Genomic DNA, 22,790 nt, shown 5'->3' with positions numbered 1-22,790 from the left:
CCCACCCTCACCCCCGGCCCCTCTCCCTCAAGGGAGAGGGGGGAAGAGGCCGCATAGCTCACACGGTCACTCACTCACGCCCAGCCGTTCGACGGTGGTGAAGCGGCCTTTTTCCATGCTGCCGCCGCCGAGCAGCAGGAACGACGGGGCGCCGTTCTCGCCGGGGGTCGGCAGGAGGCGGTGGAAGAATCGGGGGTTCTCCAGTTCGCCGAGGTTCTCCCAGGCGTCAGCGCCCGGGGTGAGGCGCTGGACAAGGCCGGTCAGCGTCGTGGCGTAGACGGCGCCGTTCACCGCGTAGGCGGCGCTGCCGAAGCCGTCCATGCTGTCGCCGTTGAGTTCCGGGCCGGGCAGCCAGGTCTTCGTGGCGACGTCGTAAATATCGACCCGGCGGGTCGTTTCGCCTTCGGGCAGCATGCCGCCGATGTGATAAATCCGGCCTCCCCCACCCGCTTCGGGGACGGCGGCGACGGAGTTCGCCCGCCGCGGCGCCGGGGGCGTGGGCAGCGTCTCCCACTTCAATTCCTCGGCGTTCAGGTCGGCGACGTAGCCGGAGCCATGCCAGGCGGCGCCCTCGTCGCCGGCCATCATCCAGCCGCCCAGCACATAGACTTTGCCGTTCAAGACCGCGGCGTCGAAGCTGCTGCGGCCGCCGGGCAGGTCCGGGAGGTCCTTCCATTCGCCCGCTTCGGGATCGTAGTGGGCGACGGTGGGCATGGAGTGCAGATCGTCGTCCTCCTCAATCGAGTTCCGGGCCGTGAAGCCGCCGATGCGGACCACGCCGCCCTTGGGGTGCGGGACGAGGGCCAGACCCTGCAACTTCGGTCCGCCGGGCAGGTCCTCCCAGCCGGCGGCAGTGTCGTCTAATTTGAGGCGGCGGAACTCGCCGGACTGCTCGTCGGTGGAATATTTATGCGGCGTGCCGGGGTGACCGCCGTAGTAATAGAGGTAGCCGTCGGCCACCGCGGCGCCGAGGCTGGTCACGCCGACCGGCAGGTCGGCGCCGGGCACGGCTTCGACGGAGAGCTTCGCCGCCGCGGCCTGTTCGGGGGCGGGCGGCTTCGCGGGGGCGGCCTGGAAGTCTTTGGCGGAGAACACGGCGGTGGCGTAGCGGCGGGTTTCGGAATAGTTCGTACCGTCGTACACGCCGGCGCCCGGCACGGTCACGTTCGCCCGCACGATCAGCAGGCCGGCGTCGTCAATTTCTTCCTGGGTCAGCGTCACCACGCCGTGCGCGTCGGCGGTGTAATCCTCGCCGCCGAGGTCCCCGGACGCGTTCACCTCGGCCCCGGGGACCGGCAGGCCGGCGGCGATCACCTTCAACTTATTGCCCGGCTCCGCCACGACGGCCAGCGGCTGCGTGTTGAGCGCGGCGGGACGACCGGCGCCGGCGGGGCCGGCCTTCATCGCCGTGGCGGCGTAGTCCAGGAAGAACGCCGCCCCCTCGTGGCTCATCGCCCCGTAGGGCAGCGACAGCGTATAGACCGTGCCGGCCGGGTCGGCGGCGACGTCCGCGGTCAGGGCGCCGCCGTCGGCGGTCAGTTCCAGCGTCTCGCGGGCGCCGTCCGGCGTGTGCCGGACGACGGTCGCCTTCTGCAGGATCGGCAGATATTCGGGGTCGTCCTCCTCCGGGCCTTCGCCGAACGTCAGTCGCAGCGTGGGGGCGTCGCCGTCGTCCTGGACGGTGAGGAAGGGGAAGTGGGCCAGCGCCGCGGCGGGGGCCAGCAGGGCCAGTGCCACGGCGAGGGAGGCGGTGCGGAACACGGTTCGAGCGGCCAAGGTGAGGATGCCTGAGGGGGGCGGGGAGCGGGGGGATTCTAACGGTCGCGGCCGCCGGGCGGCCGGGCGAACTGTCGAGGCGGAGAGTTACGGCGTGCGGGTGAGCGGGAAGTCGAAGCGGTTTTCGCCCTCGGCGGTCACGTCGCGGCGGAGCGTGCTGCGGACGTGATAAACCGCCGGCAGCGGCCAGGGGCGGGACGGGCGGGCGGAACGCAGTCGGGCCAGTTCGGCGGGCGAGAGCTCCGCGTCCCCGGGCGGGCGGTCGGGGTCGGCGGAGACGATTTCCACCCGATAGGCGCCCGGCACGGGACCGACGGCGGCGGGCACGGCGTATTCGCCCCCCGCGATCGCCGCGCTGGTCCGCGGACCCGGGGCGCCCTCGACGGGGACGAACGTCACCGTGCCGGCCGGCAGCGGGGCGCCGTCGACCGTCACCGTGCCGCGGACCGCGACCTGCGGCGGGCGGTCGCTCCCCCCGCACCCGGCCGCCAGCAGGGCGGCGAGGGCGGCCGCCAGGGCGACGACGGCGGAGGGCGCGATCCCCGCCGCCGGCGTGCGGGGGGCGAGGAGCGGCTCCAGCCGTCCCGAGAACTTAATTCTCAGCGGTCTAATTCTCATCGATCACCTCCCCGCCGTTGCGGCTGGCGAAGGCGTCCAGCAGGTCGGCGTCGACGAAGTCGCCGATCAACCGCACCGACCCGTCGCCCAGGGCGAAGTTCACGCCGGCCTGGTGGTCGCTGCGGAAGGAGCGGCTCATGTTGCGGGCGGTCGCCTCGTCGGCGTCCCCCTCGTCCTTCGGATTGAAGAAATATTCCGTCGTGCAGGCGGTCGAACCGACGAAGGGGTTGGCCCAGTAAGTGAACGAAAACCGGCTCTGCCCCGCGCAGTCCGCGGCGCCGACGGCCGTGGAGAACTTATAGCTGGGCAGGTTATAGGCCGTTTCGCCGACCATCACGGTATTCGTCGTGCCGTCCTGGAACTTGGCGATGGAGGTGTAGCCGTCGGCGCTGTCGCTATACACCAGGGCGCCGTTCTGCCGCGGGGCGGGCGCCGGCGGGCCGAAGGCCCAGTATTGGTCGTAGTCCTCGGACCCCATATTCACCGCGTACGTGCCGGGGGCGCGGCCCTGATCGTCCTGACAACTCGGCACGCTCCGCTGAATCGCGGCGCTGGGGCAGAGGAACGTGGCGATCTTCTGCCCGCTGACCTCCTGATTGACCGGATCGCTGTTGGGCCGGTTGAAGTCGTAGAGGGCGAACTCGTTCCCCTTGTCGAGTTCCGGCAGGATCATCGTGAAAAAGCTGCCGCCGTAGAGCGTGGGGTAGGACCCGCCCTGCGAGTTGATCGTGGGGAAGCGGTTCCAGGTCCCGTGATAATTATGGGCGGCGAGGGCGATCTGCTTGAGGTTGTTCTTGCACTGGCTCATCCGGGCCGCCTCGCGGGCCTGCTGGACGGCGGGGAGCAGCAGGGAGACCAGGATCGCAATTATTGCGATCACCACCAGCAGTTCGATCAGCGTAAAGCCGCGGCGGACGCCGTGCGGCGGGAGAGCGCGAAGGCGGGACATATCGGAAACCTGCGAGGGGGAACGGGGGCGGGAGAACGCCGCCGTCTCGCTCGCTGGCCGGACCCGCGCGTCGTCTGAGACGCCGGCATCCGTCGGCTCGCTGGCTGGACGGGGAGGTTGAGATTGCGTCTCAACCTCAGGGACGCCACACTATCCGCACCCCGACCTGCGGAAAAGCCCGCGGGCGGCGAATTCCCTCCCACCCGTCGATCGGCCGCCCCGATGCCCGCTCCGCCGACGCCTGATCCCCCTGCCCCACAGGGCGAAACGCCGCCCGAGCAGGTTGTCGAAGCGCCCGCCGCCGCGGCTCCGGCCCGGCCGGGACGGGTGCGGTTCGAGGATCTTGCCGGCGGGGCTGTAGAGATCGAGGTGGAGCACGCCGGGCAGATCTACCGCCTGCGCCGCACCCGGGCCGACAAGTTGCTGCTGACGAAGTGAGGCGAGACGTCCCTCCGTCCGTTCCCCCCTCTCCCTCGAGGGAGAGGGGCCGGGGGTGAGGGGGGCGAACGGTTCCCCCGCGACCGCTCTCTGCGGTGAGACGCCTGAAGAAGAGCGGGCGGACAGTGAACGGTCTTCGGGCGTCGCTGCCCCCTCACCCCCGACCCCTCTCCCCCAAAAGGGGGCGAGGGGAGGACGGATCAGCAAAGCCCGAGCAAGGTTCGCCGCACTCTTCCCCCCTCTCCCTTGAGGGAGAGGGGCCGGGGGTGAGGGGGGCGAACGGTTCACCCGTCTCCGCTCGTGCAGTGACGGCCCAGCCGGCGGAAGAGCGAGCCGGACGGTGAACGGCGATCGGGCGCCGTTGCCCCCTCACCCCCGACCCCTCTCCCCCAAAAGGGGGAGAGGGGGGACAGGACTGCGGACGCTGGGGAGAAGAGCGGTCACATCCCCTCCCGGTCGCTATTCCGCCGCCGCGGCGAAGTGCGGTTTGAGGGCTTGATACAACTGGCCGTACGCCGGGTAGAGGGCGTCGTATTGGGCGGCGACGGCTTCGTTCGGCGTGATCCGCTCGGTGACGGAAATGGTCGCGTCGCAGGCGGCTTCGACCGATTCGTATTCGCCCGTGCCGGCCATCGCCAGCAGGGCGGCGCCGTAGGCGGGGCCTTCCAGGGCGTTCGTCACGGTGCAGGGTTCGTGATAAATATCGGCCTGCAATTGGCGCCAGAAGGGGCTCTTCGCGCCGCCGCCGCTGAGGCGGACCTCGCCGATCGGCACGCCCAGCTGTTGAATAATTTCCAGGCTGTCCCGCATGGCGTAGGTGACGCCCTCCAGCACGGCCCGGCCCAGGGCGGCCCGGTCGGTGCGGAGGTTCAGGCCCACCCAGGCGCCGCGGGCGTGGGGGTCGGCGTGGGGGGTGCGTTCGCCGGAGAGGTACGGCAGGAAGTACAGCCCCTCGCAGCCGGGGGGGATCTCCTCGGCCCGCTGGGTGATGCGGTCGAAGGCGAAGTCGCCGAGGTCCATGCACAATTGATTGCGGAACCACTGCAAACTGCCCGCCGCGGACAGGATGACCCCCATCACGTGCCATTTGCCCGGCACGGCGTGGCAGAAGGTGTGCGCCCGGCCGGCGGGGTCGAACTGCATTTCGTCGCTGTGGGCGAAGACGACGCCGCTGGTGCCCAGCGCGGCGCTGACCACCCCGGAACGGACGATGCCGTTGCCCACAGCGCCGGCGGCCTGATCCCCGCCGCCGCCGACGACCGGCACGCCGGCCGGCAGGCCCATCGCCTCGGCCGCGGCGGCGGTGAGGCGGCCGGTCACCTCCTGGCTCTCGTACACCGGGGGCAGCAGGCCCGGGTCGAGGTTCAGTTTGGCGAGCAGTTCGTCGCTCCAGCGGCGGTTCGCCACGTCGAGCAGCAGGGTGCCGCTGGCGTCGGAGACCTCGGTGGCGAACTCCCCGGTGAGGCGATACCGCACGTAGTCCTTCGGCAGCAGGACGGTTTTGAGCTGGGCGAACCGCTCCGGCTCCTCGTCCCGCAGCCAGAGAATTTTGGGGGCGGTGAACCCGGTGAGGGCCGGGTTGGCGACCATGCGGATCAGCTCCTCCCGGCCGCCGGCGGCGTCGGTGATCGCCTCGCACTGGGCGGCGGTGCGCTGGTCGTTCCAGAGCAGGGCCGGCCGAATGACTTCGCCCTGGGCGTCGAGGAAGACGCTGCCGTGCATCTGCCCGGACAGGCCGATCCCCTGCACCTCGGCCGGATCGACGGAGCCGTCGTTCACCAGTTGGCGGACGGTGGCGACGGCGGCGTCGGCCCAGTGGCGGGGGTCCTGCTCGCTCCAGCCGGGGCGGGGGGTGAGGAGGGGGTACTCCACGGCGGCGCTGCCCAGCAGCGTACCGTCGCCCCGGACGGCCAGCGTTTTCGTGCCGCTGGTGCCGATATCAATCCCGAGGAAGACGGACACGGGCGGGCTCTCGGCTGCGGACGACGAACGGGAAGGCCCCGACGGGCGGGAACGCCCCACTCTACCCGCCGCCCCGCCCGGCCCGGAACCGTGGCCGAAAGAACCGGAGCGTGCCCAGCCGGGCACGCTCTGCGGGGGGATTCTGCGGGCGACTCCCTGACGCCCGGCAACCGTCGCGGACCGCGTTGCGGACGGCTCACGACCCGGCGGACAGGGCTGGGGAGTTCCCACCCCGCCCGCACCAGACCCCTCCCGCGGGGAGTCGCCTGGTGCAGAATCCCTCCTGCCGCCGGACGGCGCCGGCGGGGTGAACGCATCAGGGACGGCTTCAGAGGAGGAACGCCCCGTACCCGCCCCGTCCCTAACGCAGGCTCCGGTTCGCCCCGGCCGGCGGTGGCGAAGAATCGCATTGGCCTTTGTAGATTGGTCGGATAGAATCGAACAGTCCCCTTTCTGGGGGCGTTGCTCGGTTCTGACGTTGCTCGGTTCTGACGTTGCTCGGTTCTCCGGAGGCGGTGACCCGTCCGGGTTTCCACCCCCGCACAGCCTTCTCTGTCCACTCTTCCCTTCCGACCCCGGACGCACTTCATGCCCTCCGCCCCCCTGCCGCCCAACGTACGGACGGTTCGCCGCCGCGGCTTCACGCTGATCGAACTGCTGGTGGTCATCGCGATCATCGCGATCCTGGTCTCCCTGCTGCTCCCCGCGGTGCAACAGGCCCGCGAGGCCGCCCGCCGCAGCCAGTGCCAGAACAACCTCAAGCAGATGGCGCTGGCGATGCACAACTATCACAGCACCTACAAGGTCTTCCCGGCCGGCAAGGGCGGGTCGCACGACAACGGCTCCACGCCGCGCGAAACGCACGGCGCCGAGGGCTGGTCCAGCTTCATCATCGCGCTGCTGCCCTACATGGACCAGACGGCATTGTGGAACCAGATCAGCAGGCCGTTGGCCGTGAAGCCCGACGGCTCCGTTCAGAACCCGCCGTTCGCCCCCGGCGGCGCCTACCCGGACTTCTCCAACTACGGACCCTGGCGCAACCAGATTTCGTCCCTGCTCTGCCCCAGCGACGGCTCGGAACCGACCGGCGTCGCCGATACCAACTACGGCGGGAACTGGGGCGACAACGGCCGCAGCGGCCGGACCGTCAACCTCTCCATCGCCCGCGGCATGTTCGCCGGCGACCGCGGGGTACGCGACCGCCGCCTGCAGTTCAGCATCGGCGACGCTCGCGACGGGACCGTCAACACCCTGCTGATCGGCGAGATCGGTCGCGACAACGGCAACCAGGCCTTTCAGGGCGGCTATATGCGGGGCGTGAGCTTGGCCACGATCGCCGGCGGCAACGGCTACTCCGACCCGTACGTCGAGTGCCTGCAGGCCGTCGACGACCCGAATCTCCCCGGCACCTACGGCGGGACCGGCACCTACACGAACAATCGCGGTTCCTACTGGACCGCCGGCGGCGTCGCCGCGACCGGCTTCCACACCATCCTGCCCCCGAACGGCCCCAGCTGCGGCCCGGGCGGAGACTCGTGGAACGGCATCCAGGACGGCTACGGCATCTACTCCGCCGGCAGCTACCACACCGGCGGCGTCCAGGTGGCGCTGGTCGACGGTTCGGTCCGGTTCATCTCCGAGACCATCGACACCGGCAACCTAGAGAACTCCTCCCTCAACGCCAACGTCACCAAGGGGCCCAGCCCCTACGGGACCTGGGGCGCCCTGGGCACCCGCGGCGGCGGCGAGGTCGTCAGCGACTTCTGATCCTGTCCGGGCCCGTCCCGGCAACGACACGGAACGGCGACGTTCCAAACCGCAGACCGGCCCGGGGACGCACGTCCCCGGGCCGGTTTTTTCGATCCGCGTCTCCGCCGTCATGCAGGGCGGGGTTTCGTCAGATCAGGGGTTCGGGTCGCCGACCTCCTCATCCGCCACCGGATCGGGAACGGTCACACCGCCGCGATCGCCGGAGCGCCCCGTCAGGACGACGGTCGAAAACGCCCGTGGAGCAAGGGCGAGAGCCGCAACCGTCGAACGCCGCTTCCGGGAACGGTCGCCGACGCCCGCCGCTCCGCTCCGAAATCGGCGGGCGGACCGATTCGGACAAACACCCCCTGATATTGGATTGACTTTTGGGTACTCTTTGGTCCCATGAATCGAAATGCGTTGACGCGTTTTGCTTCAGGACCCGCGGCGGCTCGGTCATTTCGACCGCTCCTGGTCGCTGCGTCACCCATCCCACTCGTTGGGTTCTCTCCTTCCGCAGAGGAACACGATGTCCATTCTTCGCCCCGCACCGGGGAACTCTCTCGCTGAAGGAAGCCGCCGTCGCGGCTTCACGCTGATCGAACTGCTGGTGGTGATCGCGATCATCGCGATCCTGGTCTCCCTGCTGCTCCCCGCGGTGCAACAGGCCCGCGAGGCCGCCCGCCGCAGCCAGTGCCAGAACAACCTCAAGCAGTTGGGGCTGGCGATGCACAACTATCACAGCACCTACAAGGTCTTCCCGACCTCCAAAGGCGGGTCGGACGACGGCGGCGGTCGCGCCCGCCCCTACGGCAGCAACGAGGGCTGGCTGAGCTTTATCGTCCCGCTGACGCCCTTCATGGATCAGACGGCGTTGTGGAACCAGATCAGCAAGCCGATGTCCGTCCTGCCGGACGGCACCGTCCAGGACCCGCCCTACCCCGCGGGCGGCTCCTACCCGGATTACAGCAGCTATCCGCCGTGGAAGAACCAGATCTCCTCGCTGCTGTGCCCCTCCGACTCCGCGGAACCTGCGGGCGTCGCCGACACCAACTACGCCGGGAACCTGGGCGATAACGGCGCCGGGAATAACTCCACGAACATGAGTCGGGCCCGCGGCATGTTCGCGGGGGTCCGCGGCGGCAACCCGAAGCACTTCAGCCTCGCCGACGCCCGGGACGGCACGGTCAACACGCTGCTGATCGGCGAGATCGGCCGCGACAACGGGGCCGAATCCTTCCAGGGCGGCTACCTGATGGGCGCCCCCATGACGCCGGTGAACGGCGACAATACCACGCCCGACGCCTACACCGACCCCAAGGCCACCTGCCTGGACATCGCCGAAGATCCCAACGTGCCGGGGACGTACAACACCTCCAGCGGGTCTTACACCTACGCCCGCTACCGCGGCGACCACTGGTCCGCCGGCGGGGCCTCCGCCACCGGGTTCAACACGATCCTGTCGCCCAACGGCCCCAGCTGCCAGCAGTCCTCCACGGCATGGCACGCGTTCGTGACCGGGCTCGGCTTCTTCAGCCCCGGCAGTTACCACACCGGCGGCGCCCAGTTCGCATTGTGCGACGGTTCGGTCCGGTTCATCTCCGAGACGATCGACACCGGCAACCTCAGCGCCACGAACCCCCTGAAGGGCCAGAGCCCCTACGGCACGTGGGGCGCCCTGGGCAGTCGGGCCGGCGGCGAAGTCGTGGACGACTTCTGATCGCCCGGCCGCGGCCGCGACGCGGTTTTCACGCCCACGCCGCCCCGGGGAACCGTGCGTTCCCCGGGGCGGCGTGCTGCGCGTCGGCGTCTCGACGACGGCTCGCCCGGCAGGCGGGCCGCCCGGCGGGCGGGCTCAGGCGGGGGGTTCGCTCTGGCCGTCGGGTTCCACTTCCTCCGGCGCGGTCTCCCCGCCGCGATCTTCGCTGCAGCCGGTCAGGGTGAGGGTCGAAAACGTTAACGGGGCGAGCGCGAGCGCGGCGAAGGCCCAACCACGCAGGAGCGAGCGATCGGAGGCGGAACGGGGCATCGGGGTCTCGGGAAGGCGGGGACATTGGTGAGAGCGAACCGAGCGGTCCGCCCGTCGGCGACGAGCTTATCCGCCGCCCCCGGACCGGGCGACCGCCGCCGCGAAACCGCTGCGGCCCCGGGCCGAGCCCTGGGAACTTGCCGACCGGCCTTTGCCGGTAGAACTCGCCGATGGGTTTCGGCTAGGCTCGCAAGTTCGTCCCATCGACGAACTCCACCCCGTCTGGGGTCACCACGGCGCCGCCTCTCGACGCCGCGTCCCTCTCCCAATCACAGGCTCTGATGCATCGTCCTTCAATGGGGACCGCGTCCCCGTCCCGCCGTCGCGGCTTCACGCTGATCGAGCTGCTGGTGGTCATCGCCATCATTGCGATCCTGGTGAGCCTGCTGCTGCCCGCCGTGCAGCAGGCCCGCGAGGCCGCCCGCCGCAGCCAGTGCCAGAACAACCTCAAGCAACTCGGCCTGGCCCTGCACAACTATCACAGCACCTATAAGATCTTCCCCGCCGGCCGCGCCGGCACCGGGGGAACCGGCGGAAACTCGAACCGGCTGGGCTGGATCCCGCCGCTGTTGCCGTATCTCGACCAGACGGCGCTGTGGAATCAGATCAGCAGGCCCCTCGCCGTGAATGCGGACGGCAGCACGAAGGACCCGGCGTGGCCGGCGATGGGGCCGGAGCCCTGGAACGGCAGCTACGGCCCTTGGAAGACGACGATCGCCAGTCTGCTCTGCCCGTCCGACGGCGCCCCGGTGAGCGGCGCGGGCGATACCAACTACAGCGCCTGCTGGGGCGACAACGGCGAAGGCAGCAACGACTCCGGCGGCAGCAAGCACAACCGCGGCGCCTTCGGCTATCGCGTCTGGCGGGGGCTTCGTGACCTGCGCGACGGCACCACCGGCACGCTGTTGGTCGGGGAGAACGGCCGGGACGACGGCTCCCGCAATTTCATTACGGTGAAGGCCCGCGGCGGACACACCATCTCCTACGCCGACGTCGTGAAAAGCCCCGGACCGGAATGCCTCAAAAAGGCCGCCGACCCCGATAACCCCGGCTTCTATCACCCGGACATCACCAACCTGCACCAGCGGGGCAACTACTGGAACATCGGCGACCCCTCCCAAACCGGGTTCTACACCACCCTGCCCCCCAACGGCCCCAGCTGTATGCAGGCCGACAACGCAGACTCCTCCGACGACGGCGTCATTAGCGCCGGCAGCTACCACACCGGCGGCGCCCAATTCCTCTTCGGCGACGGCTCCGTCAGTTTCATCTCGGAAACGATCGACACCGGAAACCTGACCGCCGGCGAACCGACCAGCGGGAAGAGCCCCTACGGCACCTGGGGCGCCCTGGGCACCCGGGCCGGCGGCGAAGTGCCGGACGATTACTGAGCCGCGACCGACGGCCTCGGACCCGCGATACGAACGACGCCCCGGCCGGGAACGGCCGGGGCGTTTTTGATGGATCGGGCCGCGACCGGGCGACGACTTCTCGCGACGTCGACCCGTCGCGACGCGGGGGTCCCGGCGCAACGCGGGTCAGTCGGCCGCAGCGACGCTTAGCCGTCGGTCCCGGGGGGGCGGCTCATTTCCTCTTCTTCCGCGAGGGCCGCCTCTTCGGACATCGGGTCGGCCACGCCGTCCTCATAGCCGCCGCCGCAGCCGGCGAGGGGGACGGTGAGCGTCGCCGCCCACAGCAACGCGGGCAGGGCGACGAAGTGCCGGACGGCAGCGGGGAGGCGCGGGAGGAAGGTCATGAGCGGGGCGAGCGAGAGCGTATCAGCGAACCGCCGAACCGTAGCCGATGGAGTATTCGCCCGCGACTGACGGACGTCCCCCGCCCCGACGGGCCGGACGGCGAGCGTCGGCCGCGAGACGCGGCGGGTTCAGCAGGCCAGCGAGGTCGCGCCGCCGCAACCGGCGATGCGGGCCAGCGTCCGCCGGGTTTGCTCCAGCTCCTCCGTCAGGTCGGCCAGTGAGCCTGGGCCGGCGTCCCGGGCGGCGAGGTCCCGCTCCGCCGCGGACAGTCGGTCCGCCAGCCGATCCAACGCGGAGCACAACTCTTCCAGGTCGCGCGACGGCGGCAGGTCCCGCGGCGGCGCGACCGTCGGGGGGGGCGGCGGCGCGGCGGGCGCCGCGTCCAGTTCGCTCCGATCCAGTTCGCTGCGAAGGATCGTCACCTCCGGCGGGGCCTCCACGCCCAGCCGCACCGTGCGGCCGGTGACGGCGACCACGTGCACCGTCACGTTCTGCTCCGGCAGCCGGATCGACTGACCGAGTTTGCGGGAGAGGATCAGCATCGGGTCCGTCCTTGGAGGGCGATCGAAAGTGCGGGTGCGGGGCGAAGCGCGTGTTGTGAGCGGGCCGGCGGCAGCGGGGAGGGGTCCCCGAACCGCATTTGCCCCCCCGTTCCTCAGGGGGCGTTCCCTATGGTTGCGGGGGATTCGCGCCTGTCCACTCCCCGCGGGGGGCGAATTCACAAAGCCGCCGAATTTTTTGCCGATTTGTCGCCTGTCGGTTCGTCGTTCGTCCGGCGGCGGCGGTGAAGCGCTGCGGGGGCGGCGATAGACTCGCGGTCTCCGTCCCGCCCTTCCACGACGCCGCCCCGACCCCATGACCGACTCCCCCGAATCCGACACGCCCCCGGCCGCGGACGCTCCCGGCGACGGCGTGCGGATCGGATTCGATCTGGGCGGGACGAAGATGTACGCCTGCGCCTTCGACGCCGACTACAAGCTGCTGGGCAAGGACCGCCGCAAAACCAAGGGGCACCTGGGCAGCGAGGCGGGCGTCGATCGGATGATCGCCACCATCCAGGACTGCCTGGACGACGCCGGCGTCACCGCCCAGCAGGTGATCGGCATCGGCGTGGGGGCGCCGGGGGTCACCGATCTCGATAAAGGCGTGCTGCTGAACACCGCCAACCTCGGTTGGAAGGACGTGCCGCTGACGAAGCTGCTCGGCGAGGCCTTCGACTGCCCCGTCACCCTCTGCAACGACGTGGACGCCGGCGTGTACGGCGAATGGAAGTTCGGCGCCGGCAAGGAGAAACGCTGCGTGCTGGGCGTGTTCCCCGGCACCGGCATCGGCGGGGGACTGGTCTACGAGGGCGCCATCTTCCGCGGCGCGAAAATGAGCTGCATGGAGATCGGCCACATGCCGGTCGACCCGCTGGGACCCCGCAGCGGGCTGGGTCAGCGGGGCACGCTGGAGGCCGTCGCCAGCAAGCTGACGATCGCCGGCCAGGCCGCCCTCGCCGCCTACCGCGGGCAGGCGCCGCACCTGATGAAGAACACCGGCACCGACCTGACGGACATCCGCAGCGGCGCCCTATCCGAGAGCGCGGAGAAGGACCCCGCCGTCCGTCGGATCCTGCTCGACGCCGCGGAGATCATCGGCACGACGATCGGCGGGGTGGTGAACCTGCTCGCCCCGGACGTGGTCGTGTTGGGCGGGGGGCTGGTCGAGGCGATGCCCAAACTGCTGGTGCCCGCGGTGAAGAAGGCCGCCCTGGCTGCCGTCATGCCCGCCTTCCGCGGCGCCTTCGACGTCGTCCCCGCCGAACTGGGCGACGAAGCCGCCGTCATGGGCGCCGCCGCGTGGCAACAGCGACAGGCGGACTCGGGTAAGGGGTGAGGAGGGAGGAGGGAGGGGTGAAACGGCGTGCCCTTTCCTCCCCTCCCCCATCACTCCTCCCTCATCACCTCCCCCGATCCGCCGCCGCACTTGACCAACGCCCCCGCCCCCCCGCTGCCCGTCGCGGTGATCGACGTGGGCGCGACCGCGATGCGGCTGGCCCTCGCGGAAGTCGCCGCCGACGGCTCCGTCCGGCCGCTGGAGCACCTCACCCGGGCGGTGAACCTCGGCAAGGACGTCTTCACCGACGGCGCCATCACCCCCGCCACGATGGAGTCCTGCGTCGCCGTCCTGCGGGATTACCGCCGCGTGCTTGAACAGTACGACCTCTCCCCCGGCGGGCGGGGGCTCTCCGGCGGCGGGGCCGGCGGGGCGGAAGCCGGCGGCGGGCGGTTGCGGGTCGTCGCCACCAGCGCCGTCCGCGAGGCCACCAACCGCCTCACCTTTCTCGACCGCATCTTCGCCGCCACCGGCATTGAAATTGAGCCGATCGACGAGGCGGAGACCACCCGCGTCACCTACCTCGGCGTGCTGCCCTATCTCCAGGCCGACCCGGCGCTGCACGAGGCGACCGCCGCGGTCGCCGAGGTCGGCGGGGGCACCACGGACCTGCTGGCGATCCGCGGGGGGGACGTGCGGTTCTCCCAGAGCTACCGCGTCGGCGCCCTGCGAATGCGGGAGGCGGTGCGGGCCGCCGCCGGCGCCAGCCCCCGCCACCTGTGGGAGCGCCAGGCCGACCGGGCCGCCCGCCGCATGGCCGCCGACCTGCCGGAAGACGCCTCGGCGCTGGTCGCGTTGGGGGCGGACGTCCGCTTCGCCGCCAATCATCTCATGCCCCCCCAGCCCGGCGCCGGCGAGGAGCCGGAAGCCGGCCCGGACGCCGCCGCCCAGCGCCTGCCGCTCTCCTGCCTGCGGGAGTTCCTCGACGACGCCTTCGCCCGCACCGAGGACGAACTCGCCCGCCTCTATCACCTCCCCTTCGAGCAGGCCGAAACCCTCCGCCCGGCCTTATTGGTGAACCTGCGGCTCGCCGAGGCGTTGGGCCTGGAGGAGATGGTCGTCGCCGAGGTCCACCTCCGCGACGGCCTGATCCGCGACACCGCCGCCCGCGGCGACTGGACCGACCGCGCCGCCGCCCAGGCGGTGCAATCCGCCGTCCATCTGGGCCGCCGCTACCGGGTGGACACCGATCACGCCCGGCAGGTCGCCCGCCTCGCCGACCGCCTGTTCGAGCAACTCGCCGAGCGCCACCGCCTGGACGCCCGCCACGGCCGCCTGCTGTCCCTCGCGGCGCTGCTGCACGAGATCGGTCTGTTCGTGGGCACGACGGGTTATCACAAGCACTCGATGTATTTAATTGCGAACAGCGATCTGTTCGGGGTGAGCCGGCGGGACCTCAGCGTCATCGGGCTGGTGGCCCGCTACCACCGCCGGGCCAGCCCGAAGGCGACGCACACCCCCTTCACCCAGATGGACCGCCCGGAGCGCGTCGCCGTCGCCAAGCTCGCCGCGATTTTGCGACTGGCGAAGGCCCTGGACGAAAGCCGCAGCGGCCGGGTGAAGGACGTGATCGCCCGCGTGGACGGCGACCGCCTCATCCTCACCGCCCCCGGCGTGGACGACCTGAGCCTGGAACGCCTCGCCGTGAAGCAATCCGGCCCGCTGTTCCGCGAGATCTTCGGCCTGCGGGTCTTATTACGCGGCGGCTAACGGCAGAGCGGGGGCGGGTGAACCGTGCGCCACCCTCACCCCCGGCCCCTTTCCCTCAAGGGAGAGGGGAGCAGAGCGCGGCGAACCGTTCTTTGACGTCCCCAGTCCTCGTCCCCCCTCGCCCCCCTTTTGGGGGAGAGGGGCCGGGGGTGAGGGGGCAGCGGCGCCCGCACGCTCTTCACCCGCCGCCTCGGGCTGCCGCACTTGCGAATCTCGGAAACCTGCCGCCGGTCTTCTGGGTTAGATATCGAGAAACCCCCGCCGCCCCCCGCCCCGGCCGCTCTCATGCTCGTCCCCTGCCTGCTCGCCCTGTCGCTCGGCTGGGCGGAGCCCCCGGCCGAACAGCAGCCCTACGACCCGCTCGCCCTGCCGACGGACTTCGAAGCGAAGCCGCTCGACCTGACCGTGCACGACGCCCAGCGCGACCGCGACGTGCCGCTGCGCGTGCGGTTGCCGAACGCCGAGGGGCCGGCGCCGGTCCTGCTGTTCAGCCACGGACTGGGCGGCAACAAGGAGGGCGGAACCTACCTCGCCGAACACTGGGCCGCCCGCGGGTACGTCACGGCGAACCTGCAACACCCCGGCAGCGACGACGCGGTCTGGCGGGACGCCCCCCTCGGCCGCCGCCTGGCCGCGATGAAACAGGCCGCCTCCGCCGGCAACCTGCAGTCGCGGATCGCCGACGTGCAGACGACGCTGGATCAATTGAAGATCTGGAACGAGGAACAGGGCCACCCGCTGTTCGGCCGGCTGGACCTCGGCCGCGTCGGCATGAGCGGGCACTCCTTCGGCGCCGTGACCACGCAACACGTCTCCGGCCAATCCCTCGGCCGGCTCGGCCCGCAGGGCGCGGACCCGCGGATCGACGCCGCTGTCGCCCTCAGCCCCAGCGCCCCCAGCCGCGGCACCCCGGCGGAGGCCTTCGGCGAGGTGGCGATCCCCTGGCTCCTCATGACCGGCACTAAAGACGACGGCGCCGGCGTCACCACGCAAACCCCCGAGAGCCGCCGACAGGTCTTCCCCGCCCTGCCCCCGACGATCGACCGCTATCAATTAGTCCTTAAGGACGCCGAGCACCACGCCTTCGCCGACGTCCGCGGCGGCTTCGGCCAACGGACCCGCAACCCGAACCACCACTGGGCGATTCGGGCCCTCACCACCGCCTTCTGGGACGCCCACCTGCGGGCCGACCCCGCCGCCAAAAGCTGGCTCCACGGCGAAGGGGCGAACGGCGTGCTGGAAAAGGGCGACGAGTGGCAGGCCCGCCCGGCGGGGAAATAATTTGACGCCCGCCCCGGTTCGCCGTCGCCGCTAGGCGGCGCGCCCCCCGGCTCCCGTGCCCTCGCTCTGCCCGACCCACCACACCCAAGCGATCAGCACACCCTGCAGCGGCAACCGGGCCCACAGCAGCCACGTCGGCGCGTCCCGGCCGAGTTCGGTGCGGTCCGGGTACGCGATCATCTCGACGTGCACCCACAGGAACGCGACCAGCATCGCGATCAACCCCCACATCGCCGCCGTCCGTAGCCGCGGGACGAGCAACCCGACCCCGCCGAGGATCTCCGCCGCCCCGGCGACGGCGTTCCAAACCCCCGGCCCCGACAACGCCGGCGGCACGAGCGGCAGATAATAATACGGCTGAAAAAAGTGATTCAACCCCGCCCCCACCAACGCCGCCGCCAGCGACCAACGGGCAGCGGTACGGAGGCGAAGTCGCGGCAGGGGGGCGGCCATCAGAGTTCCAGGACAGATCGAAGGCAGTCATCCAACTCCGACCGCAGGGCGGGCGTCAGCCGACCGATGCGTCGGAGGATCAGCGAGCGGTCGACCGTCAGCAGGTTCTCCGCCGTCACCGCCGAGTCCCGCACCACCCCGGCGGCGCGGCCGGCGGGCGTGTCTCGTTCGATGAAGAGTTGCGTCGGCAGGTGCGCCCGGGCGGTGTTGCTGGTGAGGGCCGCGACGACGGTTGCGGTCAGCCGGCGGTTGAGGGCGTCCGACTGGACCACGACGGCCGGACGGACCTTCGACGCTCCGCCGTCGCTATAGCTCCAGTCCAACACGACCACGTCCCCGCGACGGACGGCGGGGGGAACGCGAGACGGCCCGCTCACTCCGCGTCCCCGTCGCCGACCTCAACGTCGTCGTCGGCTGCGGGGACGTGGGCGTACTCGTCCAAGGCCGGGTCGTCCCACACGTCCGCCATGGCAGCGGCGGCGACCTGATAGCCCGCGGGCGAAGGAAACTCGCCGTCTTGCGTCTCCCCGCCATTCGCGCGGGCGGCGTCCTCCAGGGAGCGATACGCCGCGGCCGGGAGAATAACGTATCGGCGGTGCGTGGCGGCGTCCTCGACCTCCACCGGAGCGTCCGCGGAGGCGGCGAGGGCGTCCCGCAGTTCGTCGGTGAGGTGGGCGGTCATGCGGGCAGTATAGCCGACCGGCCGGCTCCGCGGCGCCCGGCCAGGGACTGTGAATAGACTCCCGCCGCCGGTCAGAAGGCGAACGGGCCTTCGCAGATGATCTCGCCGACCGGCTTGCGGCCGGAGGGCTCTTCCCGTTCGCGCAGTTCCTCCGGCAGGTCGGCCGGGTCGCCGTGGCGGCCGACGGCGAACATCGCCTCCACGGCGAAGTCCTCCGGCACGTTTAATTCCTTGCGGGCCTTGTCGAAGTCGAACCCCGCCATGCCGTGGACGACCAGCCCCATCGCGGCCCCCTGCAGGGCGAGGTTCTGATAGGCCAGCCCGGCGTCGAAGGTGTGCACCGGGTTCGGCTTCCCGTTCCGCGTGAAGGTCTTCTTGGACAGCACCACCCCCAGAACCGCTGCGTCCCCGCACCAACCCTGGTTCGGCTCGGCCAGCAGATGGAAGAAGGCGTCCCAGTGCGGCGTGTCGCGGCGGGCGTAGAGGAACCGCCATTCCTGTTCGTTGTAGGTGCTCGGCGCCCACCGGGCGGCCTCGAACAGCTGCATCAATTGATCCTCGGCCAACGCCTCCCCGCTCATCGCCCGCGGCGACCAGCGCTGGAGGAACAACGGCTCGACCGGATGATCCGCCTCACGAACGGACAGGGCGTTCGGCAACTCCGACACGACGACACTCCGGGGAACCAGGGGGCGGGGGCGCCAATCTACCGCGTCCGCCGTTGTGCGACACCGCCCCGGGCGTCGCCTTGTTCCTCTGCCGGCAGGCGATTACGCTCCCCCGGCAGACCCATAAACGAACTTTGACGGGACGATCCGATGCACCGCGAGTCGCTTCGATCCACGGGCTGGGAGCGTCGTCGGTGGCTGCAGGGACTGGCCGCCACGACGGTCGGCCTGGGGGCGGGCGGACTGGCGACGGGACGCCGGGCCGCCGCGGGCGCCGGAGCCGCGACGCCGGCGGCGGTCGTGCTGTCCACACGAACGATCGGTCCGCAGCCGGATCGTTACGCCGGTTGGCCGACGCTCGCCCGGCGGTCGAACGGGGACCTGGTTCTCGTGTTTTCCGGGGGGCGGGAGGCGCATATTTGTCCGTTCGGGCGGGTGGACTGGATGGTCTCCCGCGACGACGGGGCGACCTGGAGCTGGCCGCGCACGCTGCTCGATTCGGCGACGGACGACCGGGACGCCGGCGTGCTGGAGACCTCCCGCGGCGCCCTGCTCGTCACCACCTTCACCTCCGACGCTTGGGAGCCGATCTTCAATCGGGCGGCGAACGCCAATTCCTGGCCGGAGGAGAAACGGGCCCGCTGGCAGGCCGCCCGGCAGCGATTGTCCGAGACGGATCGGCAGGCGGAACTCGGGTGTTGGATGATTCGCTCCACGGACGGCGGCCGCTCCTGGTCGTCGCGGTATCGCACGCCCGTCAACGCGCCGCACGGGCCGATCGAACTGTCCGACGGCCGGCTGCTGTACGCCGGCGTCCAGTTGTGGCAGTCCCCCCGCCGCGTCGGCGTCGCCCAGTCGACGGACGACGGCCTCACCTGGGAGTGGCTCGCCGAGATCCCCGCCCGGCCGGGGGACGACTTCAAAAACTATCACGAGTTGCACGCCGTCGAAGCGCCCGACGGCCGGCTGATCGCCCATATCCGCAGCCATCCCTCCGCGACCGAGCGGGAGACGCTGCAAACGCACTCGGACGACGGCGGCCGCACCTGGGCCACGCCCTATAGCATCGACGTGCAGGGCTACCCGTCGCACCTATTAAAGCTGCGGGACGGGCGGTTGCTGATGTCCTACGGTTATCGCCTGCAACCGATGGGGAACCGCGCCCGCCTCAGCGACGACGGCGGCCGCACCTGGTCCGCCCCGCGGACGATCTCCGCCGACGCGCCGTCGACCGACGTCGGCTACCCCTCCACGGTGGAACTCGGCGACGGCACGCTGCTGACCGTCTGGTACGAACGCCCCGACGACGCCCCCGCCGCCGTCCTCCGCCAGGCCCACTGGCGCCTGAACGGCTAGCGGCGGCGGGAGCCGCCGCCCGGCCGCCCTCGCTGACGCTTCGGGTTCGTTATAAAGCGTGTTCAGTGAGCCCGAAGCGCAAGCGAGGCGGAACGGTGCCGCCCCTCGCTGGCGCGTCGGGCTCACGAAGAACCGCGGCCCGGCCGGCCGGCGTCGCACAACGCGACCCCGCCAACGCCCGGGTGGCTGGGGCAGCAGCCGAGCCGAGCGTCCGCGAGCGAGCGGATGCCCCAGAACGCTCGGCGCTCGAACGCTCTCGTTCGGGCGTCACTGGTTCTGGGGCATCCGCTCCGCTCCTGCCCCAGCCACCCGCCGGGGGCACGGGGGCGTACAGGGGGGGCAGTCTAACGCGTCGTCGATTACGCAGCACTACACTGCCGAATCGCCCGCGAAACCAGCATTCCACATACACAAGTCACTCGTACTTTAGATTTCCGCACCGACAGCGGATCTCCGGGTTCGCGTGCGTTGCGGAAATCCACTGTTGGCACCGACCGCAAAGCACCATCTGCTCTAGCTCTGCCACTGCATTACCATAAGTCGCCGCTTCGGATTCCGAGAGATTCTGCGCCCACTCATTGTAGTGTGCGCCAGCAGAATTGCGGAGATGAGCGACGGAATCGATCGTACGGAGCACCTCTTCCAGATTGGTCTTCTTTAGCTTCTTATACACACCCGGCCAGAGGTCGCCAAGCGTGTAGCGATCGTTCGGCCTGCGAGTCACGGATGTCTGCAGAGACACGCTTAAATGGTCGCAGAGCTTTTCCAACATTAGTCCTGCGGCAGAACATATACTTCCGGGGTCGCCGCTTTCAAGCACAGACAGAAGACGTCTTTTGGGACCAGCAAGCTCAGCTTGCAGAACGACAGTCCTCATCGAGCTGTCATAGCGGACTTGATTACACGCCATAGGCATACCAGTCCGTCTCGCAGTGGCGAGAATGTGCTCCGCCCAAAGACGATCATGACATGTGAACAGAAGTTGCCAGCCGGCCAGTCGTCGCAATAAGTACTCAGACGCCCTCACACGTATTGTAGCGTCGACGCTCTGAAATACATCGTCGAGGATTAGTACTCTAGACTGCCCTTGCTCCGCCGCGTACGCGGCCGCCTCAACATAATACAATAAAGCGACCAAGTCGAGGTTGGCTTCGCTGAGGACATCGCGCGGGTAGGCGAGTGTTCCATCGCTCCGCAATACATGCACCTCTAGAGAGGACTTCGACAGATCTCCAACACTGAACTTAAAGTCGCCGACTCTACTCGCCGCGGTCGAAATCTCACGAAAGGCGTTTCCAACCGCAGCACTAATCTTAAGAAGTGCCTGGTTGGTCCTTGTGAGAACGTCCGAGGATGCGTCCTGCCCTTTCGATTCCAGAAATCTGATGTTCTCTTCGGTCTCCTTTATCCACTTTGCGCAAAGCGCGATCCTCCGGCAGGCCTCCTCTACAGCCTCACGCTCCGGCGGCTGCAGTTTCCACCACTCCTCGACTCGGTTGCGAGGCGTAGGGAAGGCAATCCGGTGGCGACGGCATCCGTCAATGAATCCTTTACCGGTAATTGGGAGTTGGTTCGGGTCATCGATCCCTGCCTGCTCCCTCACCCATCGGTGAAGTATTCGTCGGTGCTCTTTTATCTGCACCCTTCTACGCATTACGAGATGTAGCTCCTCGTCACCCCCAATTGCCGTCTGAGGCGTGCTGGCAGGACCAGACCCCGGCTTTAGCCTGAACGTGTCGAAAAAGAGACTTTGCCGACGCTCTTCGGGCACATCCCAGAACTTCAGGACGTCGGCCCTGCGGAGCACTAGAGGCGCGCCACGGAAGTCGCCGGTCGGCGTGTGCCAGTGAAAGCTTAACTTTCCGTCGCCACCTTCATCGAAAATAATGGATGCACGAATTGTCCGGCCGTCATCTAGTTCAACGGCGAGTTCTGATGCCGATCGGTCAGAACTGATTGGCAGTAAGCCCCCGAGACTTCGCTTGGTTGATGTATCTCTACCGACGAAACCCTGAAGGACAAGCTGAATCGCGTCGACCAAGCTCGACTTGCCCGAGCCATTTTCTCCGAGAAGCAAAGCCGAAGTTGCTTTCCCATTTTTGTCAGAGAGCCCCAACTCAACCTCTGTGTGCATGCCGCGGAAATTATCCGCGGTAAGCCTGACGACCTTGCTCATGCTGCCCTACTCCTTATCTGACGTGTAGACACAACTAACCTCTAGGCCTTTCCTTTGCTCGCCGCAATCACCGCGTCCAGCTCCGCCTTGAGCTTCGGCAGGATTTCGTCGTACGGGTAGCGGCCGAGGTGCTCCTCGCCCTTTTTGAGGTTCACGAAATTCGGGGCGCACCACAGGCCTAAATCGGCGTCGTCGGTTTCGCCGGGGCCGTTCACGCGGCAGCCCATCACGGCGATCGTCACCGCGTGCGCCTTGGCGTACTGCGTCATCTCCTTCACCGCGGCGGCGAGGTCCACGAAGGCCTCGTTCTCCACCCGGCTGCAACTCGGGCAACTGATAATATTCAGCCCGTTCGTGTCGAACGCCACCACGCTGCGGACGCGGCCGTGCTTGATGTCGTCCAGAATCCCCCGGCCGGCGGCGATCTCCTCGCCCTTGCGGTCGTTGGGCACGGTGAGCGACACGCGGATCGTGTCGCCGATGCCGCGGCTGATTAACTGCTCGAAGGCGATGCGGGTTTTAATCACCCCCTCCGGCGGCATGCCGGCCTCCGTCACGCCGAGGTGCAGCGGCACGTCCGGCCGCTCCGCCGCGAACCGGCGGTTCACCTCGATGACGGCCTTCGGGTCGCTGTCCTTCAGGCTGACGACGAACCGTTCAAAGCCGATCGAATCGAGGAAGGCGCAGTGGTCGAACGCGCTTTCCAACATGGGCGAGAGGTCGTCGCCCTTCTCGTATTTCTCCGCCTTGGCCGGGTCGACGCTGCCGCAGTTCACGCCGACGCGGATGGCGCAGTCGTGCTCCGCGGCGATCCCGGCGAGGTATTTCACCTTCTCCGTCCACGGCTTCTCGCGCTCGTGGTGATAGAGGTGCCCGGGGTTATAGCGCAGCTTGGCGACGAACGGGGCGACGACCTCCGCCAGGCGATAGTTCTCCTGCAAATCGACCGACAGGTTCGCCGGCGTGCCGTTTTCGTTGAGGCGGTCGGAGAGCGCCCGCAGGCCCTCGGCGTCTTTTTTGGAGTCGACGGCGACCCGGATGATATCGGCGCCGGCCTCCTGCAGGTGGCGGACCTGGGCGAAGGTGGCGTCGACGTCCGGCGTTTTGGTGGCCGTCATGCTCTGGACGGCGATCGGGTTGCCGTCGCCGACGATCACCGACCCCACCCGCACCGCCCGCGTGGGGTTGCGGGGGAGCTGCTTGAGGTCGGCCCCGTCCTCGGGAGTGTGTGCGGCGGGGAGAACGGGGAGCGACACGGGGGCGAACTGCGTGGGGAGGCGGGGCCGACCGACATCTTACCGACCGCCG

At 69.4% G+C, this 22,790-nt stretch carries 21 protein-coding genes; 8 read left to right on the top strand and 13 right to left on the bottom strand.

Annotation, left to right across the window (positions count from 1 at the left end):
• Positions 1-66: 66 nt before the first annotated feature.
• From CA12_RS06195 to CA12_RS06185, 3 genes are all read right to left on the bottom strand, one after another.
• Positions 67-1,776, bottom strand: coding sequence for a hypothetical protein (locus tag CA12_RS06195; RefSeq protein ID WP_145357995.1), 1,710 nt, complete (start codon positions 1,774-1,776; stop codon positions 67-69).
• An 87-nt stretch (positions 1,777-1,863) separates the two neighbouring features.
• Positions 1,864-2,394: a hypothetical protein gene (locus CA12_RS06190; protein ID WP_145357994.1), complete on the bottom strand. Its 531-nt coding sequence runs from the start codon at positions 2,392-2,394 to the stop codon at positions 1,864-1,866.
• Positions 2,384-3,343 carry a DUF1559 domain-containing protein gene (locus CA12_RS06185; protein ID WP_145357993.1) on the bottom strand — a complete coding sequence of 320 codons (960 nt, stop codon included), beginning with the start codon at positions 3,341-3,343 and terminating at the stop codon, positions 2,384-2,386. Before CA12_RS06185 ends, CA12_RS06190 begins: the two co-directional genes overlap by 11 nt.
• A 222-nt stretch (positions 3,344-3,565) precedes the next feature.
• On the opposite strand from CA12_RS06185, the gene hemP reads away from it, so the two are divergent.
• Positions 3,566-3,781 carry a hemin uptake protein HemP gene (gene hemP / locus CA12_RS06180; protein ID WP_145357992.1) on the top strand — a complete coding sequence of 72 codons (216 nt, stop codon included), beginning with the start codon at positions 3,566-3,568 and terminating at the stop codon, positions 3,779-3,781.
• 459 nt (positions 3,782-4,240) lie between these two features.
• On the opposite strand, the gene xylB is transcribed toward hemP, so the two are convergent.
• Positions 4,241-5,743 carry a xylulokinase gene (gene xylB, locus CA12_RS06175; RefSeq protein ID WP_145357991.1) on the bottom strand — a complete coding sequence of 501 codons (1,503 nt, stop codon included), beginning with the start codon at positions 5,741-5,743 and terminating at the stop codon, positions 4,241-4,243.
• 588 nt (positions 5,744-6,331) lie between these two features.
• Between xylB and CA12_RS06170 the strand changes: the two genes are divergently transcribed.
• Positions 6,332-7,510, top strand: a complete 1,179-nt coding sequence (locus tag CA12_RS06170; RefSeq protein ID WP_145357990.1) for a DUF1559 domain-containing protein — start codon at positions 6,332-6,334, stop codon at positions 7,508-7,510.
• A 511-nt stretch (positions 7,511-8,021) separates the two neighbouring features.
• Positions 8,022-9,212 carry a DUF1559 domain-containing protein gene (locus CA12_RS06165; protein WP_145357989.1) on the top strand — a complete coding sequence of 397 codons (1,191 nt, stop codon included), beginning with the start codon at positions 8,022-8,024 and terminating at the stop codon, positions 9,210-9,212.
• 135 nt (positions 9,213-9,347) lie between these two features.
• Here the strand turns inward: CA12_RS06165 and CA12_RS21925 are convergent, their stop codons facing one another.
• A complete protein-coding gene (locus CA12_RS21925) occupies positions 9,348-9,521 on the bottom strand; it encodes a hypothetical protein (RefSeq protein WP_165700589.1) in 174 nt (57 codons plus the stop codon).
• Between the two features lie 296 nt (positions 9,522-9,817).
• Between CA12_RS21925 and CA12_RS06160 the strand changes: the two genes are divergently transcribed.
• On the top strand, positions 9,818-10,912 hold the full coding sequence (locus CA12_RS06160) for a DUF1559 domain-containing protein (protein ID WP_207622158.1): 1,095 nt from the start codon (positions 9,818-9,820) through the stop codon (positions 10,910-10,912).
• 167 nt (positions 10,913-11,079) lie between these two features.
• On the opposite strand, the gene CA12_RS06155 is transcribed toward CA12_RS06160, so the two are convergent.
• Positions 11,080-11,277, bottom strand: a complete 198-nt coding sequence (locus tag CA12_RS06155) for a hypothetical protein (protein ID WP_145357987.1) — start codon at positions 11,275-11,277, stop codon at positions 11,080-11,082.
• Between the two features lie 129 nt (positions 11,278-11,406).
• Positions 11,407-11,820: a carbon storage regulator gene (locus CA12_RS22425; protein ID WP_207622157.1), complete on the bottom strand. Its 414-nt coding sequence runs from the start codon at positions 11,818-11,820 to the stop codon at positions 11,407-11,409.
• Between the two features lie 313 nt (positions 11,821-12,133).
• Here CA12_RS22425 and CA12_RS06145 point away from each other — a divergent pair, with 313 nt between their 5' ends.
• The 3 genes from CA12_RS06145 to CA12_RS06135 all read left to right on the top strand — a co-directional run bounded on the left by CA12_RS06145 (position 12,134) and on the right by CA12_RS06135 (position 16,147).
• The gene (locus CA12_RS06145; RefSeq protein ID WP_145357986.1) at positions 12,134-13,156 is read left to right on the top strand and encodes an ROK family protein; all 1,023 of its coding nucleotides are present in this window, start codon (positions 12,134-12,136) and stop codon (positions 13,154-13,156) included.
• Positions 13,157-13,183: 27 nt separating this feature from the next.
• Entirely contained in the window at positions 13,184-14,866 is a 1,683-nt protein-coding gene (locus tag CA12_RS06140) for a Ppx/GppA phosphatase family protein (protein ID WP_242688138.1), read from the top strand.
• A 285-nt stretch (positions 14,867-15,151) separates the two neighbouring features.
• Positions 15,152-16,147 (top strand): alpha/beta hydrolase family protein, encoded by a 996-nt coding sequence (locus CA12_RS06135; RefSeq protein ID WP_145357985.1) that lies wholly within the window; start codon positions 15,152-15,154, stop codon positions 16,145-16,147.
• Positions 16,148-16,177: 30 nt separating this feature from the next.
• Here CA12_RS06135 and CA12_RS06130 read toward each other — a convergent pair whose 3' ends face one another.
• The 4 genes from CA12_RS06130 to CA12_RS06115 all read right to left on the bottom strand — a co-directional run bounded on the left by CA12_RS06130 (position 16,178) and on the right by CA12_RS06115 (position 17,950).
• Positions 16,178-16,600, bottom strand: coding sequence for a DoxX family protein (locus tag CA12_RS06130; RefSeq protein WP_145357984.1), 423 nt, complete (start codon positions 16,598-16,600; stop codon positions 16,178-16,180).
• Entirely contained in the window at positions 16,600-16,977 is a 378-nt protein-coding gene (locus CA12_RS06125; RefSeq protein ID WP_145357983.1) for a type II toxin-antitoxin system PemK/MazF family toxin, read from the bottom strand. Before CA12_RS06125 ends, CA12_RS06130 begins: the two co-directional genes overlap by 1 nt.
• Positions 16,974-17,282 carry a hypothetical protein gene (locus CA12_RS06120; protein WP_145357982.1) on the bottom strand — a complete coding sequence of 103 codons (309 nt, stop codon included), beginning with the start codon at positions 17,280-17,282 and terminating at the stop codon, positions 16,974-16,976. Before CA12_RS06120 ends, CA12_RS06125 begins: the two co-directional genes overlap by 4 nt.
• 71 nt (positions 17,283-17,353) lie before the next feature.
• Positions 17,354-17,950 carry a nitroreductase family protein gene (locus CA12_RS06115; protein WP_145357981.1) on the bottom strand — a complete coding sequence of 199 codons (597 nt, stop codon included), beginning with the start codon at positions 17,948-17,950 and terminating at the stop codon, positions 17,354-17,356.
• 150 nt (positions 17,951-18,100) lie between these two features.
• Between CA12_RS06115 and CA12_RS06110 the strand changes: the two genes are divergently transcribed.
• Positions 18,101-19,306 (top strand): sialidase family protein, encoded by a 1,206-nt coding sequence (locus CA12_RS06110; protein WP_145357980.1) that lies wholly within the window; start codon positions 18,101-18,103, stop codon positions 19,304-19,306.
• A gap of 415 nt (positions 19,307-19,721) precedes the next feature.
• Here CA12_RS06110 and CA12_RS06105 read toward each other — a convergent pair whose 3' ends face one another.
• Together CA12_RS06105 and ispG are read right to left on the bottom strand one after the other, a co-directional pair.
• A complete protein-coding gene (locus tag CA12_RS06105) occupies positions 19,722-21,482 on the bottom strand; it encodes an AAA family ATPase (protein WP_145357979.1) in 1,761 nt (586 codons plus the stop codon).
• A 41-nt stretch (positions 21,483-21,523) separates the two neighbouring features.
• Positions 21,524-22,738, bottom strand: coding sequence for a (E)-4-hydroxy-3-methylbut-2-enyl-diphosphate synthase (gene ispG, locus CA12_RS06100; protein ID WP_145357978.1), 1,215 nt, complete (start codon positions 22,736-22,738; stop codon positions 21,524-21,526).
• Positions 22,739-22,790: the final 52 nt, after the last annotated feature.

It is taken from the genome of Alienimonas californiensis, from assembly GCF_007743815.1.
Classification (GTDB): Bacteria; Planctomycetota; Planctomycetia; order Planctomycetales; family Planctomycetaceae; genus Alienimonas; species Alienimonas californiensis.
The sequence above is the reverse complement of the archived record's forward strand: the minus strand, read 5'-3'. Positions and strand labels throughout refer to the sequence as shown.

Bases quoted from the DNA above. Each gene is read 5' to 3' on its own strand.
- CA12_RS06155 (WP_145357987.1), bottom strand. From the start codon at position 11,277: ATGACCTTCCTCCCGCGCCTCCCCGCTGCCGTCCGGCACTTCGTCGCC.
- CA12_RS06160 (WP_207622158.1), top strand. From the start codon at position 9,818: ATGGGGACCGCGTCCCCGTCCCGCCGTCGCGGCTTCACGCTGATCGAG.
- CA12_RS06135 (WP_145357985.1), top strand. From the start codon at position 15,152: ATGCTCGTCCCCTGCCTGCTCGCCCTGTCGCTCGGCTGGGCGGAGCCC.
- CA12_RS06120 (WP_145357982.1), bottom strand. From the start codon at position 17,282: ATGACCGCCCACCTCACCGACGAACTGCGGGACGCCCTCGCCGCCTCC.
- CA12_RS06105 (WP_145357979.1), bottom strand. From the start codon at position 21,482: ATGAGCAAGGTCGTCAGGCTTACCGCGGATAATTTCCGCGGCATGCAC.
- hemP (WP_145357992.1), top strand. From the start codon at position 3,566: ATGCCCGCTCCGCCGACGCCTGATCCCCCTGCCCCACAGGGCGAAACG.
- CA12_RS06145 (WP_145357986.1), top strand. From the start codon at position 12,134: ATGACCGACTCCCCCGAATCCGACACGCCCCCGGCCGCGGACGCTCCC.
- CA12_RS06185 (WP_145357993.1), bottom strand. From the start codon at position 3,343: ATGTCCCGCCTTCGCGCTCTCCCGCCGCACGGCGTCCGCCGCGGCTTT.
- CA12_RS21925 (WP_165700589.1), bottom strand. From the start codon at position 9,521: ATGCCCCGTTCCGCCTCCGATCGCTCGCTCCTGCGTGGTTGGGCCTTC.
- CA12_RS06110 (WP_145357980.1), top strand. From the start codon at position 18,101: ATGCACCGCGAGTCGCTTCGATCCACGGGCTGGGAGCGTCGTCGGTGG.
- CA12_RS22425 (WP_207622157.1), bottom strand. From the start codon at position 11,820: ATGCTGATCCTCTCCCGCAAACTCGGTCAGTCGATCCGGCTGCCGGAG.
- CA12_RS06190 (WP_145357994.1), bottom strand. From the start codon at position 2,394: ATGAGAATTAGACCGCTGAGAATTAAGTTCTCGGGACGGCTGGAGCCG.
- CA12_RS06170 (WP_145357990.1), top strand. From the start codon at position 6,332: ATGCCCTCCGCCCCCCTGCCGCCCAACGTACGGACGGTTCGCCGCCGC.
- CA12_RS06130 (WP_145357984.1), bottom strand. From the start codon at position 16,600: ATGGCCGCCCCCCTGCCGCGACTTCGCCTCCGTACCGCTGCCCGTTGG.
- CA12_RS06165 (WP_145357989.1), top strand. From the start codon at position 8,022: ATGTCCATTCTTCGCCCCGCACCGGGGAACTCTCTCGCTGAAGGAAGC.